This is a genomic window from Bordetella genomosp. 6 (assembly GCF_002119705.1).
GTDB classification, from domain to species: domain Bacteria; phylum Pseudomonadota; class Gammaproteobacteria; order Burkholderiales; family Burkholderiaceae_B; genus Bordetella; species Bordetella bronchiseptica_F.
This window is the reverse complement of sequence record NZ_CP021107.1, coordinates 2,832,995-2,847,729: the sequence shown is the minus strand read 5'-3', so window position 1 is coordinate 2,847,729 and position 14,735 is coordinate 2,832,995. Positions and strand designations below refer to the sequence as shown.

Here is a 14,735-nt window from a genome sequence, read left to right as displayed (position 1 = left end):
CCGGCACATCAACGCATTTCAACCAGGCAAACGGGGAAGGCATGCTCAACAAAACCTGCGAGTCCGCCGACGAGGCGGTAAGTGTCGTGGAAAGTGGCGCAACAATACTGATCAGCGGCTTCGGGGATATCGGCTTGCCGTTCGAGTTGTTGCATGCGCTGGCGCGCACGTCGGTCAAGGACCTCACCATCGTCTCCAACAATGCCGGGACGGGCGAGCTGGGGTTGTCGCGATTGTTCAGGAACCGCCAGGTTTCGCGCCTGATCGCTTCCTTTCCGTCGCAGCCGGATTCGCACCATTACTTCGCCGCGTACCAGGAAGGGCTGGTGGACCTGGAACTGGTGCCGCAGGGCACGCTGGCCGAGCGCATCCGCGCGGCGGGCGCCGGCCTGGCCGGATTCTTCACGCCCACCGGCTACGGCACCGAGCTGGCGCAGGGCAAGGAGTGCCGGATGTTCAAGGGCAAGGGCTATGTCTTCGAGGAAGCCCTGCCCGGCGATTTCGCCTTCATCAAGGCGCACGTCGCCGATGCCTACGGCAATCTCCGGTATCGCCGCGCCAGCCGGACTTTCAATCCCATCATGGCCATGGCGGCGCGCACGACGATCGCCGAGGCCAAGCAGATGGTGCCAGTCGGCAGTATCGATCCCGACGACGTCCATACGCCTGGCGTCTTTGTCGACCGGATAGTGGAGGTGGGAGATGAGTAAGGGTTGGTCGAACGACGAGATCGCCGCCCGGATAGCGGTGGATTTGCCCGAGCATGCCATCGTCAATCTGGGAATCGGCCTGCCCATCCTGGTTGCGAACCACATCCCGGAGGGCAAGACCATTTTCTTCCACTCGGAGAACGGCATCATCGGTCTTGGCCCGGTGCCCGAGCCCGGGCAGGAAGACCCGGACATCGTCAACGCCGCCAAGAAGCACGCCACGCTCATCGCGGGCGCTTCCATCGTGCACCATGCGGACTCCTTTTCGCTGATCCGCGGCGGGCGGCTGGACTACTCCGTCCTCGGCGGGCTGCAGGTGTCGTCGGGCGGAGACATCGCCAACTGGAAAGTGCCCGGGCAAAAGGGCGGCGGCGGCGTCGGCGGGGCCATGGACCTGGCGGTGGGGGCCCGGAATGTCCTGGTCATGATGCGCCACCAGGACAAGACAGGCGCCTCGAAGCTGGTGAAATCATGCACGTTTGCGCTGACGGCCGTCAGCGCCGTCACGCGTGTCTATACGGAACTGGGAATATTCGAATGCGCGGGCGATGCCTTCATCGTGCGCGAAGCGGCGCCCGGGGTCGGCAAGGACGAACTGCTGCGGAAAACCGATGCCGAGCTGAAATTTCCGTAGCGCATAACAAGCAGGATGACAAGGAGGAGACAAGCCGTGAAGACCAAGACCAAAATCGTGACGCTGGCCCTGTGTGCATTTTCCTCGGCGGTGTTCGCATCGTCGTTTCCCAGCAAGCCGATCAACCTGATCGTTCCCTACCCGCCGGGCGGCGCGGTCGACCCTATCGCACGCCTGTACGCCGAGAAGATTACCCAGAGCTGGGGCGTCCCGGTGATCGTCCTGAACCGACCGGGGGCCGGCACGACGATCGGCCTGAACCAGGCAGCCAGGGCCGAGCCCGATGGCTATACCGTTGTTCTCGGTACGGCCAGCATCACCAGCAACGCGCCGCTGTACACCTCGCTGCCCTACGACACGCTCAAGGACTTCACCTACCTCAGCATGGCGGGAATGATTCCGCTGGCGATCACGGCCAACCCTCGCACGGCCGTCAACAGCATGGACGAGCTCGTCGGCCAGCTCAAGAAGAAGCCGGGCTCGCTGACTTATTCGTCGTCGGGAAACGGCACCATCATCCATCTGGGCGGCGAGCTGTTCAAATCGCTCGCGGGCGTCGACATGGTGCATGTGCCGTACAAGGGCAGCGGCCCCTCGGTCATGGCCGGCGTGGCGGGCGAGGTCGACCTGACGTTCGACTCCGTCTTCCTGATGGACCCGCAGGTCAAGGCAGGCAAACTGAAGTACATCGCGGTGGCAAGCGAGAAACGGCTGAAGTCGCTACCCGAGGTGCCGGCCATCGGCGAAAAATACCCCGGCTATTTCGTGACGTCCTGGGTCGGCTTCATGGGGCCGGCCGGTATTCCCGCGGACATCACGGCCGCCTGGGCCAAGGAGATCGCCCGCGTGGCCGCCTTGCCCGATGTCAGCGACAAGCTGGCTGCCCTGGGCGTTGAATCCGTATCCAGCACGCCGCAGCAGTTCTCCACGTTTGTCGAGAGCGAAATCAGGAAATGGGAGAAGGTGGTGCAGGACGCGCATATACCCCCGGTACAGTAAGCGCGCGCGCCTGCGGCACGCGCGTGGCCGGCGGTCACGTCGTATGCCCCACCAATCTTCGGGATTGGTACTACATCATGTAGTTGTTAGGGGGGGGGGGGGGGTAGGAAAAGTCAACATCAGGAGGGTCTGACCGCTGGCTTTCAGGGGAGGTGGTGTTGGCGAGACTACGTCCACGCCGCACTGTTCGTGCCGGGTGGCGGCGAGATGTTGATGCACCCGGCGCATAGCAATCCTGCGGCGGCTGCGCTTCTTGCCGGCAGCGCCGCATGGATGTCACCCCTCTCCTGTACCCATGTCCTCAGACTCATCCATTTCATGCAAATTCCGATCTCGATCAATGGCTCCGGCGCGGCGGCGCCTGGCCTGGCCCGGCGTATGCGGCGCATTGTCGCTGGCGGCCTGGCTGGCGCCGGCGCAGGCCCAGAATGCCATGGCTGCGTCCGGGCCGCAGGGCGCGCCCGCCGTCAGCGTACCCATGCTCGATGGCGGGCCGGTCGACGATGAAAGCGGCTGGACAACGATAGATCTGGGTGGCAGGGACATCGGCGGCGGCTGGAACGACATCCTGCTGCCGGCGCCCGGCCTGGACGGCCGCCCCATTGGGGAAGATGGCAGGCCCGTCGACGATCAGAACGGCTGGACAACGATAGATCTCGATGGCATGGCCATCGACGATAGCTGGAACGACATCCTGCTGTCGCCGCCCAGCCTGGACGGCCACCCCATCGGGGAAGATGGCGGGCCCGCCGACGATGGCTGGACCCACATCGATATTCCGCGTCCCGAGCTGGGCGGCACTCCCGCCGAGGGCGAGGACGGCCGGTTGCCTTCGCCGCCCGGAGAGGCGCCTCAGGCGGGGCCCGATGCGTCCAAGCAGCGGCCGGAGGGCCTGCCCGCGCCCGATGCCAATCCCCAACCCGATGCAAAGCCCGGGCCTGAGATGAAACCCGGGCCTGAGATGAAACCCGGGCCTGAGGTGGAACCCGGGCCTGAGGTGGAACCCGGGCCTGGGGCGGAACCTGGTGCGCAGGGGCAGCCTGGTCCCCAGCCCGGAGCCCGGCCGCAGGACGAACCGCACGCGCAGCCGCTGCCGCCCGCCGGCAATCCCGGCGATGGAATTTACATGCCCCGCAGCGGCATCCTGACCGGGCCGGTTCTGGCCATGCTGGGCACGGCAAGTTCGCCGCAAGGTATCTGGCAGGCGGAGATGAACGCCCTGAGCAAACGCATGGGTGAATTGCGGCTTACGCCGGCAGCCGGCGGGGTGTGGGCACGCTCGTTCGCGCAACGCCAACGCCTGGACAACAAGGCGGTGGACAGGTTCACCCAGACCGTGGGCGGAATCGAGATTGGCGCCGATACGGCGTTGCCGGCGGCCGAGGGACGTTGGCACGTGGGTGCGGTAGCCGGCTACAGCCGTGCACGTCGCAAGCTGGCGCAGAGCGCCCGTGGCAACAGCGACAGCCTGCATGTGGGCGCCTATGCGACGTATATCGGCGATGGCGGCTTCTACCTCGACGGCATTGTGCGCGTGAACCGCTACGAGCACGATTTCAAGGCCGACGGCCAGCGTGGCGCGCGTGTGACGGGCAAGTATCGCGCCAATGGCATCGGGCTGTCGCTGGAGACCGGCAGGCGTTTCACATGGGCCGGCGACTGGTTCGTGGAACCGCAGGTCGAAGTGGCGCTGTTCCGTTCGGGCGGGGCGGACTATACCGCCAGCAATGGCGTGCGCGTCGACGTGGAAAGCACCAAGTCGCTGCTGGGCCGGGCAGGCCTGCAGGTAGGGCGCAGGCTGGATCTGGGCAACGGCAAGCTGGTGCAGCCGTACGCCAAGCTGAGCTGGTTGCAGGAGTTCGATGGCGTGGGCAAGGTGCGCACCAACGACATCGGCCATGACGTCAAACTGCGGGGCGGGCGCGCCGAACTTGACTTGGGTGTGGCGGCGGCGCTTGGCAGGCACAGCAGCCTGTTTGCTTCGTACGAGTACAGCAAGGGCAGCCGCTTCACCATTCCATGGAGCTTTCACGTCGGCTATCGGTACGCCTGGTAAGCCAAACGCGTCATGCCACCGCGCGTCGGAACATCCGGCGCGCGGTTTTTTTCCCTTCGGCGTTTTGCCCTTTTTGCCCTTTTTGCCGCCGGGCCGTCCCAAGGCAAAAAAGCCCCCTCGGGGGGCAGCAAGCCCGCGTAGCGGGCGCAGCGTGGGGGCACGACTTTCCGCCGGGCCGTCCCAAGGCAAAAAAGCCCCCTCGGGGGGCAGCAAGCCCGCGTAGCGGGCGCAGCGTGGGGGCTTCTTTCTTCGTCGGCTCAGTGCAGCGGCTGGGTGCGGATCAGGCCGACCGCGATGCCTTCGAGCGCGAATTCGTCGGTGTTGGCCACGACGATGGGAGCAAAGTCGGGGTTCTCGGGCAGGAGCTCGATGCGGCCGTTCTGGCGCTGCAGGCGCTTGACCGTGACCTCGTCGCCCAGTCGGGCCACCACGATCTGGCCGTTGCGGGCCTCGGCGGCGCGCTTGACGGCGAGCAGGTCGCCTTCGAGGATGCCGGCGTCGCGCATGCTCATGCCGCGCACCTTCAGCAGGTAGTCGGGCGTCTGGGCAAACAGGCCCGGGTCGACGCCGACCTCGCGCTCGACGTGCTCGCTGGCCAGGATGGGGCTGCCTGCCGCCACGCGGCCCACCAGCGGCAGCACGAGCTGCGCCAGCAGCGGATGCGTAAGCTGGGCCGAGGGCGTTGCGCTGTCGGGCACCTTGAGACGGATGCCGCGGGAGGCGCCGGCGGTCAGTTCGATGGCGCCCTTGCGCGCCAGCGCCTTGAGGTGGTCTTCGGCGGCGTTGGGCGACCGGAAGCCGAGCGCCTGCGCGATTTCGGCCCGGGTGGGCGGAAAGCCGGTGCGCGCCACGGTCTGGCGGATGAGATCGAGGATTTCCTGCTGGCGTTCCGTGAGTTTGGTGGCCATGGCGATGACCCGCTTTTGCGGACTGTATGGATATACAGCGCCATTCTGGCGGACGGGCGGGAAAAAAGCAAGCCGCAAAAGAAAAGCGGAGCCAAGGGCTCCGCTTTTCGATGCCGGCCGGGTGGCGCTTGTTACTTCAGCACCGCGGCAATGCCGGCCGCGACCGCGTCGATGTTGCGACTGTTGAGCGCGGCCACGCAGATGCGGCCGCTGGACACGGCGTAGATACCGTGCTCTTCGCGCAGGCGATCGACCTGGGCGGCGGTCAGGCCCGAGTACGAGAACATGCCGCGCTGCGCCAGCACGAAGCTGAAGTCCTGCGCCACGCCCTGGGCCTTGATCTTCTCGACCAGTTCCTTGCGCATCAGGCGGATGCGGTCGCGCATGCCGGCCAGCTCCTTTTCCCAGAGGGCGAACAGTTCAGGCGTGTTCAGGACCGTGGACACCACCGTGCCGCCGTGCGTGGGCGGGTTGGAGTAGTTGGTGCGGATCACGCGCTTGAGCTGGCTGAGCACGCGGGCGGCCTCGTCCTTGCTGCCGGCCACCACGGTCAGGGCCCCGACCCGCTCGCCGTACAGCGAGAAGGACTTGGAGAACGACGAGCTGATGAACATGGTCAGGTCGAGCGCGGCGAACATGCGCACCACGGCGGCGTCCTGTTCCAGGCCTTCGCCGAAGCCCTGATAGGCGATGTCGAGGAACGGCACCAGATTGCGCGCCTTGACCACGGCGGCGATCTGTTCCCACTGTTGCAGGGTGGGGTCCACGCCGGTCGGGTTGTGGCAGCAGGCGTGCAGCACCACGACGGTCTGTTCGGGCGCGGCCTGCAGGGCGGCCAGCATGGCGTCGAAGTTCAGGCCATGGGTGGCGGCGTCGTAATAGGGATAGGTCTCGACCGGGAAGCCGGCGCGCTCGAACAGGGCGCGGTGGTTTTCCCAGCTGGGATCGCTGATGAGGACCTTGGACTGCGGCAGCAGCTGGCGCAGGAAGTCGGCGCCGATTTTCAGCGCGCCGGTGCCGCCCAGGGCCTGCGCGGTCAGCACGCGGCCTTCGGCGGCCAGCGGCGAGTCGGCGCCCAGCAGCAGCGCCTGCGCACCCTTGTTGTACCCGGCGATGCCTTCGATCGGCAGGTAGCCGCGCGCGGCGGCGGCCTCGATGCGGGCCACCTCGGCCTTGCGCACGGCCTGAAGCAGCGGGATGCGGCCTTCGTCGTCGTAGTACACGCCCACGCCCAGGTTCACTTTGCCGGGACGGGTATCGGCGTTGTACTGTTCGTTCAGGCCAAGAATGGGGTCGCGCGGCGCGAGTTCGACGGAAGCGAAAAGAGTGCTCATGGGTGTAGGGAAGGGTGGGTGGACGCGGTAGGAAGGGCTGTGGATAATGGGGGGTTTACCCTGAGAGACAGTCTATCATGACCGCTCCTGGATTCGTCGAATTCCCCGACAGCCCGTTTCACCTCTATCAGCCGTATCCTCCCGCGGGCGACCAGCCGGGGGCGATCGACGCGTTGACCGAGGGCATCTCGGACGGCCTGATGTTCCAGACGCTGCTGGGCGTGACGGGCTCGGGCAAGACCTACACCATGGCCAACATGATCGCCCGTCTGGGCCGTCCGGCCCTGGTGCTCGCGCCCAACAAGACCCTGGCCGCCCAGCTGTACGCCGAGATGCGCGAATTCTTCCCCCGCAACGCGGTGGAGTATTTCGTGTCGTACTACGACTATTACCAGCCCGAAGCCTATGTGCCGACCCGCGACCTTTTCATCGAAAAGGATTCGTCGATCAACGAGCACATCGAGCAGATGCGCCTGTCGGCCACCAAAAGCCTGCTGGAGCGCCGCGATACGGTCATCGTGGGCACGGTTTCCTGCATCTACGGTATCGGCAATCCGGGCGACTACCACGCCATGGTCCTGATCCTGCGCACCGGCGACCGGATTTCCCGGCGCGAGGTGCTGGCGCGGCTGGTGGCCATGCAGTACACCCGCAACGATGCGGACTTCACCCGCGGCGTATTCCGGGTGCGCGGCGAGACCATCGACATCTTCCCGGCGGAAAGCCCGGAACTCGCCCTGCGCCTGACGCTGTTCGACGACGAAATCGAGTCGCTGGAGCTGTTCGACCCCCTGACCGGGCGAGTCAGGCAGAAGCTGCCGCGCTTTACGGTATACCCGGGCTCGCACTACGTGACGCCGCGCGAAACCGTGCTGCGCGCCATCGAGACCATCAAGGAAGAGCTGCGCGAGCGGCTGGCCCAGTTGACGGCCGACGGCAAGCTGGTGGAGGCGCAGCGGCTCGAGCAGCGCACCCGCTTCGACCTGGAAATGCTGCAGGAGCTGGGCTTTTGCAAGGGCATCGAGAACTATTCGCGGCACCTGTCCGGCGCGGCGCCGGGCGAGCCGCCTCCCACCCTGATCGATTACCTGCCGGCCGATGCGCTGATGTTCATCGACGAAAGCCACGTCACCATCGGGCAGCTGGGCGGCATGTACCGCGGCGACCGTTCGCGCAAGGAAACCCTGGTGCAGTATGGCTTCCGGCTGCCGTCGGCGCTGGACAACCGGCCCCTGCGCCTGGAGGAGTTCGAGGCGCGCATGCGCCAGTGCGTGTTCGTGTCGGCCACGCCGGCAGCCTACGAGCAGGAGCACTCCGATAACGTGGTCGAGCAGGTGGTGCGGCCGACCGGCCTGGTCGATCCGATCGTCGAGGTGCGTCCGGCGCACACCCAGGTCGACGACCTCCTGGGCGAGATCCACAAGCGGGTGGCGGTGCAGGAGCGCGTGCTGGTGACCACGCTGACCAAGCGCATGGCCGAGGACCTCACGGACTTCCTGTCCGAGCATGGGGTGCGGGTGCGCTACCTGCACTCGGACATCGATACCGTCGAACGGGTGGAAATCATCCGCGACCTGCGGCTGGGCACCTTCGACGTGCTGGTGGGCATCAACCTGCTGCGCGAGGGCCTGGATATCCCCGAGGTGTCGCTGGTGGCCATCCTGGACGCCGACAAGGAAGGCTTCCTGCGGTCCGAGCGCAGCCTGATACAGACGATAGGCCGGGCCGCCCGCAACCTGAATGGCCGGGCCATCCTCTACGCCGACCGCGTGACCGACTCGATGCGGCGCGCCATCGACGAGACCGAGCGGCGCAGGGCCAAGCAGATCCAGCACAACGCCGACCATGGCATTACCGCGCGCGGGGTCAGCAAGGCCGTGCGCGAACTGATCGACGGGGTGGTGGCGCCGGCCGGCCATGATGCGCTGGAATCCGCCGTGCCCGCCGATGTGCTGACCGACGAGAAGGCCATGGCGCGCGAGATCCGGCGCCTGGAAAAGCTGATGATGGATCACGCCCGCAACCTGGAGTTCGAGCAGGCCGCCGCGGCGCGCGATGCGCTCAATGCCCTCAAGAGCCGGTTGCTGCTTGATGGGGTGGGTTCGTCTGGTTGAGCGTGAGAAATTCGGAAATTAGTGAAGAAAATTCGCGCGTTACAAACAGGCCGGCGCGTTATTGCGGCATAGCGGCAAAAGCGTTACACACTCGTCGCGAAAAGGCGCTTCAAAACCTCATGTATTTTCTTGATAGTAAATTTAATTATTTGATTTTAAAGGGAAAAATTATTTTTCTATAGCACTGGTGCGGAATGGTAAAACTGCAAAAAATACTTGCTATATTCCGGGTTTTCCCGCACACTTACACCCATGATGACCAAGGTACTTTTCGTTTGCATGGGCAATATCTGTCGCTCGCCGAGCGCAGAAGGTGTCTTCCGCCATCTGGTGAATGATGCCGGGATGGGCGATGTCGTGCGGGTCGATTCCGCGGGCACGCATGCCTTCCATATTGGCGAGGCGCCTGACGCCCGGGCACAGGCCGCCGCCCGCAAGCGCGGCTACGATCTCACGCACTGCGAGGCGCGTCAGGTGACGGCGGACGATTTCCGCGAATTCGACCTGATCCTGGCCATGGACTGGGACAATCTGGCTGCCCTGCAGCAGCAGTGCCCCAAGGCCTATCAGCACAAGCTGATGCTGCTGATGCGGTTTGCCAACGAGTTCGAGGAAGCCACGGTGCCCGACCCCTATTATGGCGGTCCCGAGGGTTTTGGCAAGGTGCTCGACTATCTGGAAGACGCCTGTCAGGGCGTGCTGGAGCTGGTGCGCAAGCGCGCCACGCAATACCAGGCGGCCTGATCCGCCGCCGTCCGCGGCGCTGGGGCAAGGGGGCGATCTGCAACGGATCCGTACCCCAAAATGAGAAAACCGCGCGACTGCGCGGTTTTTTCCGACCGAGATACTTAGCGTTTTACTCGGGAATTTGCTATACTTGACCCAATTACTCGGGTATTGATGCCCGGTCCAGCGCCCGATGCGTCGGGTTTTCTTCCGGATTCACAGGAAACACACCATGCGGTTAACTACCAAAGGGCGTTTCGCCGTGACGGCCATGATCGATTTGGCTATGCGGCAGCATAGCGGCCCGGTCACTCTCGCGGCGATCAGCCAGCGCCAGAATATCTCGCTTTCCTACCTCGAACAGCTGTTCGGCAAGTTGCGCCGCCACGAGCTGGTCGACAGCGTGCGCGGGCCCGGCGGCGGCTATTCGCTGGCGCGCCTGGCGCGCAATGTCACGGTAGCCGACATCATTTTCGCGGTCGACGAACCCCTGGACGCCACCAGCTGTGGCGGCAAGCGCGATTGCACCAGCGGCAACGACGGCAAGCCGGGCAAGTGCATGACCCACGAACTGTGGACCACGCTGAACCGCAAGATGGTCGACTACCTGGACTCGGTCTCGCTGCAGGATCTCGTCGATCAGCAGCGCGTGCGCCAACTCCAGGAAGCAGCCAACCAGGCGCAGGGCTGTTCGGCCGTGCGCGTGAACCGGTCGACGCCCGTTGCCGCCAACGCCACCGCATAAGTCAGGAGCAGTACAACATGAGCAATCGCCCCATCTACCTGGACTACTCGGCCACCACGCCGGTCGACCCGCGCGTGGTCGAGAAAATGATTCCCTGGTTGTACGAGAGCTTCGGCAACCCGGCCTCGCGCAGCCATGCCTTTGGCTGGGAAGCCGAGGACGCGGTCGAGAAGGCCCGCGAGGAAGTCGCCAAGCTGGTCAACGCCGACCCGCGCGAGATCGTCTGGACCTCCGGCGCCACCGAGTCGGACAACCTCGCCATCAAGGGCGCGGCGAATTTCTACGCCGAGCGCGGCAAGCACATCATTACCGTCAAGACCGAGCACAAGGCGGTGCTGGACACCTGTCGGGAGCTCGAACGCCAGGGCTTTGAAGTGACCTACCTGGATGTCCAGGACGATGGCCTGCTCAGCCTCGACGCGTTCAAGGCCGCGCTGCGCCCGGATACCATCCTGGTGTCGGTGATGATGGTCAACAACGAGATCGGCGTCATCCAGGACATCGCCGCGCTGGGCGAGATCTGCCGCGAGAAGGGCATCATCTTCCACGTGGACGCGGCCCAGGCTACCGGCAAGGTCGAGATCGACCTGCAGAAGCTGAAGGTGGACCTGATGTCGTTCTCGGCCCACAAGACGTACGGCCCCAAGGGTATCGGCGCGCTGTACGTGCGGCGCAAGCCGCGCGTGCGCATCGAGGCGCAGATGCACGGCGGCGGCCACGAGCGGGGTTTCCGCTCCGGCACGCTGGCCACGCACCAGATCGTCGGTATGGGCGAGGCGTTCCGCCTGGCGCGCGAGGAAATGGGCACCGAGAACGAGCGCGTCCGCATGCTGCGCGACCGCCTGCTGGCCGGCCTGACGCAGATCGAGGAAGTGTACGTGAACGGCAGCATGGAGCACCGCGTGCCGCACAACCTGAACATCAGCTTCAATTATGTCGAGGGCGAGTCCCTGATCATGGCGATCAAGGAACTGGCCGTCTCGAGCGGTTCGGCCTGCACGTCGGCCAGCCTGGAGCCGTCCTATGTGCTGCGCGCGCTGGGCCGCAACGACGAACTGGCGCACAGCTCCATCCGCTTCACCCTGGGCCGCTTCACGACCGAACAGGAAATCGACTTCACGATCGAGCTGATCAAGAGTCGTGTCGGCAAGCTGCGCGATATGTCGCCGCTTTGGGAAATGGCCCAGGAAGGCATTGATCTGAATTCCGTGCAGTGGGCCGCGCACTGAGCGCCCGCGCCGACCAAATAGTGGAGAAACATCATGGCTTACAGCAGCAAAGTTCTGGATCACTACGAAAACCCCCGCAACGTCGGCTCGTTCGACAAGGGTGACGACTCGGTCGGCACCGGCATGGTCGGCGCGCCCGCCTGTGGCGACGTGATGAAGCTGCAGATCAAGGTCAACGAGGCTGGCGTCATCGAGGACGCGCGTTTCAAGACCTACGGCTGCGGCTCGGCGATCGCCTCCAGTTCGCTGGTGACGGAGTGGGTCAAGGGCAAGACGCTGGACGAGGCGATGAACATCCGCAATACCCAGATCGCCGAAGAGCTGGCCCTGCCGCCCGTGAAGATCCACTGCTCGATCCTCGCCGAGGACGCGATCAAGGCTGCCGTGCAGGACTACAAGACCAAGCACGGGGCCGAGACGCCCGAGGCCGTCGCGGCGAACTGACATGGCGGTTACGCTGACTCAATCGGCCGCCAACCACGTCGGCCGCTACCTGCAGAAGCGCGGCAAGGGCATCGGGCTGCGGCTGGGCGTGCGCACCACCGGCTGCTCGGGCATGGCCTACAAGCTGGAGTATGTCGACGAGCAGGCCGCTGACGACGTGGTGTTCGACAGCTTCGGGGTCAAGGTTTTCATCGACCCCAAGAGTCTGTCGTACCTGGACGGCACCGAGCTGGATTACGCGCGCGAGGGCCTGAACGAAGGGTTCAGGTTCCGCAATCCCAACGAGAAGGCGACCTGCGGCTGCGGCGAGTCGTTCACGGTGTAGTCTTGGCCGCAGACGACCATTTCAGCCTGTTCGGCTTGCCGGCCCGGTTCGCGTTGGATCCGGTCCAGCTCGAACAGGCCTGGCGCGCCGTGGCGGCGCGCGTGCATCCCGACCGTTATGCCACGGCCAGCGCCGCCGAGCGCCGGGTCGCCATGCAGTGGGCCGCGCGCGCCAACGAGGCCTACCGGCAGTTGCGCGACCCCATGCTGCGCGCGCGCTACCTGTGCGAGCAGGCGGGCGTGGACTTGCAGACCGAAAGCAATACGGCGATGGATCCGGCTTTCCTGATGCAGCAGATGGAGTGGCGCGAAATGCTCGACGATGCGCGCCGCGATCCGGCTGCCTTCGCGGCCTTGCGTGCCGAGCTGGAGCAGGCGCGGCTGCGGATGCAGCAGACGCTGTCGGAGCTGATCGACGAGCGTGGCGACTACCAGCAGGCCGGCACCAAGGTGCGCGAATGGATGTTCGTGGAAAAACTGGCGCAGGAGCTGAGCGCGGCGCAACCCATGCAATAGCCCTGGTTCGGGGCGGCGGCGCGTGGCGCGTCCACGCGGCGACGGCCGGCCCGATGCGCGGCAACCGATGACCCGCTTGTGCGGCGCCGCGTCCGGCATCGCCAGGCACCAGAGATTCTCAAGCACAACATGGCTTTATTGCAGATTTCCGAGCCGGGCGATTCGCCCGCCCCGCACCAGCGCAAGCTGGCCGTGGGTATAGACCTGGGCACGACCAATTCGCTGGTGGCCGCGGTGCGCAGCAGCGTGCCCGAAGTGCTGGCCGACGCGCAAGGGCAGGCCCTGCTGCCGTCGGCCGTGCGCTACCTGGACGGCGGCGCCGTGCGAATCGGCCGCGAGGCCCTGCTGGAGCAGGCGCGCGATCCGCTGAACACCATTGTCTCGGTCAAGCGCTTCATGGGCCGCAGCGCGGCCGACGCACTGGCCAGCGGCGCGCCGTACGAGTTCGTCGACGCGCCGGGCATGGTGCGCCTGCGCACGGTCCAGGGCGATCTCAGCCCGGTCGAAGTCTCGGCGCAGATCCTGGCCGTGCTGCGCCAGCGCGCCGAAGACGTGCTGGGCGACGACCTGGTGGGCGCGGTGATCACCGTGCCGGCGTATTTCGACGATGCGCAGCGCCAGGCCACGCGCGACGCGGCGCGGCTGGCCGGCCTGAACGTGCTGCGCCTGCTCAACGAACCGACCGCGGCGGCCATCGCCTATGGGTTGGACCAGGCCGCCGAAGGCATTTACGCGGTGTACGATCTGGGCGGCGGCACGTTCGATATTTCCATCCTGCGCCTGACGCAGGGCGTGTTCGAAGTGATCGCCACGGGCGGCGATACCGCGCTGGGCGGGGACGATTTCGACAGCGCCATCGTGGCCCATGCGTGCGCCGGTGAGGACGTGGCGGCACTGCCCGCGGCCGACCGGCGCGCCTTGCTGGTAGCTGCCCGCGCCGCGCGCGAGGCGCTGACCGACCAGGCGCAGGCGCCGTTCGAGGTGACGCTGCGCGACGGTCGCGCCATCCAGGCGACGCTGACCCGCGTGCAGTTCGAACAACTGGCCGGGCCGCTGGTCGGACGCACGCTGGACAGCGCGCGGCGCGCGCTGCGCGATGCCGGGCTGGCGGTCGGCGACGTGCGCGGCGTGGTGATGGTGGGCGGGGCGACCCGCATGCCGGTGGTACGGCAGCAGGTCGGCGCGCTGTTCGGCACCGAGCCGCTGATCAACCTGGACCCGGACCAGGTGGTGGCGCTGGGCGCGGCGCTGCAGGCCAACCTGCTGGCGGGCAACCGCGCCCCGGGCGAGGACTGGCTGCTGCTCGACGTCATTCCGCTGTCGCTGGGCCTGGAAACCATGGGCGGGCTGGTCGAGCGCATCATCCCGCGCAACAGCACCATTCCGGTGGCGCGCGCGCAGGAGTTCACCACCTTCAAGGACGGCCAGACCGCCATGAGCGTGCACGTGGTGCAGGGCGAGCGTGACCTGGTGTCGGATTGCCGCTCGCTGGCGCGCTTCGAGCTGCGCGGCATCCCGCCCATGGTGGCGGGCGCGGCGCGCATCCGCGTCACGTTCCAGGTCGATGCCGATGGCCTGCTGAGCGTGACGGCGCGCGAGCAGAGCACCGGGGTCGAGGCGGCGGTGGCGGTCAAGCCATCGTATGGCCTGTCGGACGACGAGATCGCCCGCATGCTGGCCGATAGCGTCACCCAGGCCGACAGCGACGCACGCGCGCGCATGCTGCGCGAGCAGCAGGTCGAGGCGCGCCAGCTGGTGGAATCGGTGGGCGCGGCGCTGGCCGCCGACGGCGATCTGCTGGATCCGGCCGAGCGGGCCACGGTGGACCGTTGCCTGCAGGCGGCGGCGCAGGCGCAGTCGCTCGACGACGTCGAAGCCGTTCGGGCCGCGGTGCAGGCGCTTTCGGACGCCACAGAAGAATTCGCCGCGCGGCGCATGGACCGCAGCATCCGCGCCGCGCTGGCCGGCCGTAAACTCGATGAACTCGCCTGACTGG

13 protein-coding genes and 1 pseudogene are annotated in these 14,735 nt (G+C 66.1%); 12 read left to right on the top strand and 2 right to left on the bottom strand.

The window, feature by feature from the left end; all coding sequences use genetic code 11:
• Positions 1-41: 41 nt before the first annotated feature.
• The 4 genes and pseudogenes from CAL11_RS13305 (at position 42) to CAL11_RS13290 (ending at position 4,399) form a co-directional block, all read left to right on the top strand.
• Complete coding sequence (locus CAL11_RS13305) at positions 42-710, top strand: 3-oxoacid CoA-transferase subunit A (RefSeq protein ID WP_033461494.1); 669 nt, start codon at positions 42-44, stop codon at positions 708-710.
• Positions 703-1,344, top strand: coding sequence for a 3-oxoacid CoA-transferase subunit B (locus CAL11_RS13300; RefSeq protein WP_033461496.1), 642 nt, complete (start codon positions 703-705; stop codon positions 1,342-1,344). The genes CAL11_RS13305 and CAL11_RS13300 overlap by 8 nt, the downstream gene beginning before the upstream one ends.
• A 36-nt stretch (positions 1,345-1,380) precedes the next feature.
• A complete protein-coding gene (locus CAL11_RS13295) occupies positions 1,381-2,343 on the top strand; it encodes a tripartite tricarboxylate transporter substrate binding protein (RefSeq protein ID WP_033461499.1) in 963 nt (320 codons plus the stop codon).
• A gap of 269 nt (positions 2,344-2,612) precedes the next feature.
• Positions 2,613-4,399, top strand: a pseudogene (locus CAL11_RS13290) (autotransporter outer membrane beta-barrel domain-containing protein).
• Positions 4,400-4,656: 257 nt separating this feature from the next.
• Here CAL11_RS13290 and lexA read toward each other — a convergent pair.
• A complete protein-coding gene (gene lexA / locus CAL11_RS13285) occupies positions 4,657-5,307 on the bottom strand; it encodes a transcriptional repressor LexA (protein ID WP_010930566.1) in 651 nt (216 codons plus the stop codon).
• Positions 5,308-5,438: 131 nt separating this feature from the next.
• Positions 5,439-6,641: an amino acid aminotransferase gene (locus CAL11_RS13280; protein ID WP_033465993.1), complete on the bottom strand. Its 1,203-nt coding sequence runs from the start codon at positions 6,639-6,641 to the stop codon at positions 5,439-5,441.
• 77 nt (positions 6,642-6,718) lie between these two features.
• Here CAL11_RS13280 and uvrB point away from each other — a divergent pair, with 77 nt between their 5' ends.
• The 8 genes from uvrB (at position 6,719) to hscA (ending at position 14,731) form a co-directional block, all read left to right on the top strand.
• On the top strand, positions 6,719-8,755 hold the full coding sequence (gene uvrB, locus CAL11_RS13275) for an excinuclease ABC subunit UvrB (protein WP_033465995.1): 2,037 nt from the start codon (positions 6,719-6,721) through the stop codon (positions 8,753-8,755).
• A 252-nt stretch (positions 8,756-9,007) separates the two neighbouring features.
• Positions 9,008-9,499, top strand: a complete 492-nt coding sequence (locus CAL11_RS13270) for a low molecular weight protein-tyrosine-phosphatase (protein WP_003816821.1) — start codon at positions 9,008-9,010, stop codon at positions 9,497-9,499.
• 214 nt (positions 9,500-9,713) lie between these two features.
• On the top strand, positions 9,714-10,226 hold the full coding sequence (iscR, locus tag CAL11_RS13265; RefSeq protein WP_003812463.1) for a Fe-S cluster assembly transcriptional regulator IscR: 513 nt from the start codon (positions 9,714-9,716) through the stop codon (positions 10,224-10,226).
• 17 nt (positions 10,227-10,243) lie between these two features.
• The gene (locus CAL11_RS13260; RefSeq protein ID WP_003812462.1) at positions 10,244-11,455 is read left to right on the top strand and encodes an IscS subfamily cysteine desulfurase; all 1,212 of its coding nucleotides are present in this window, start codon (positions 10,244-10,246) and stop codon (positions 11,453-11,455) included.
• A gap of 33 nt (positions 11,456-11,488) precedes the next feature.
• Positions 11,489-11,899 (top strand): Fe-S cluster assembly scaffold IscU, encoded by a 411-nt coding sequence (iscU, locus tag CAL11_RS13255; protein WP_003812460.1) that lies wholly within the window; start codon positions 11,489-11,491, stop codon positions 11,897-11,899.
• 1 nt (position 11,900) lies between these two features.
• Entirely contained in the window at positions 11,901-12,224 is a 324-nt protein-coding gene (gene iscA, locus CAL11_RS13250; RefSeq protein ID WP_033465999.1) for an iron-sulfur cluster assembly protein IscA, read from the top strand.
• A gap of 2 nt (positions 12,225-12,226) precedes the next feature.
• A complete protein-coding gene (hscB, locus tag CAL11_RS13245; protein WP_003816823.1) occupies positions 12,227-12,739 on the top strand; it encodes a Fe-S protein assembly co-chaperone HscB in 513 nt (170 codons plus the stop codon).
• Positions 12,740-12,868: 129 nt separating this feature from the next.
• Positions 12,869-14,731 carry a Fe-S protein assembly chaperone HscA gene (gene hscA / locus CAL11_RS13240; protein WP_086093222.1) on the top strand — a complete coding sequence of 621 codons (1,863 nt, stop codon included), beginning with the start codon at positions 12,869-12,871 and terminating at the stop codon, positions 14,729-14,731.
• Positions 14,732-14,735 lie beyond the last annotated feature (4 nt).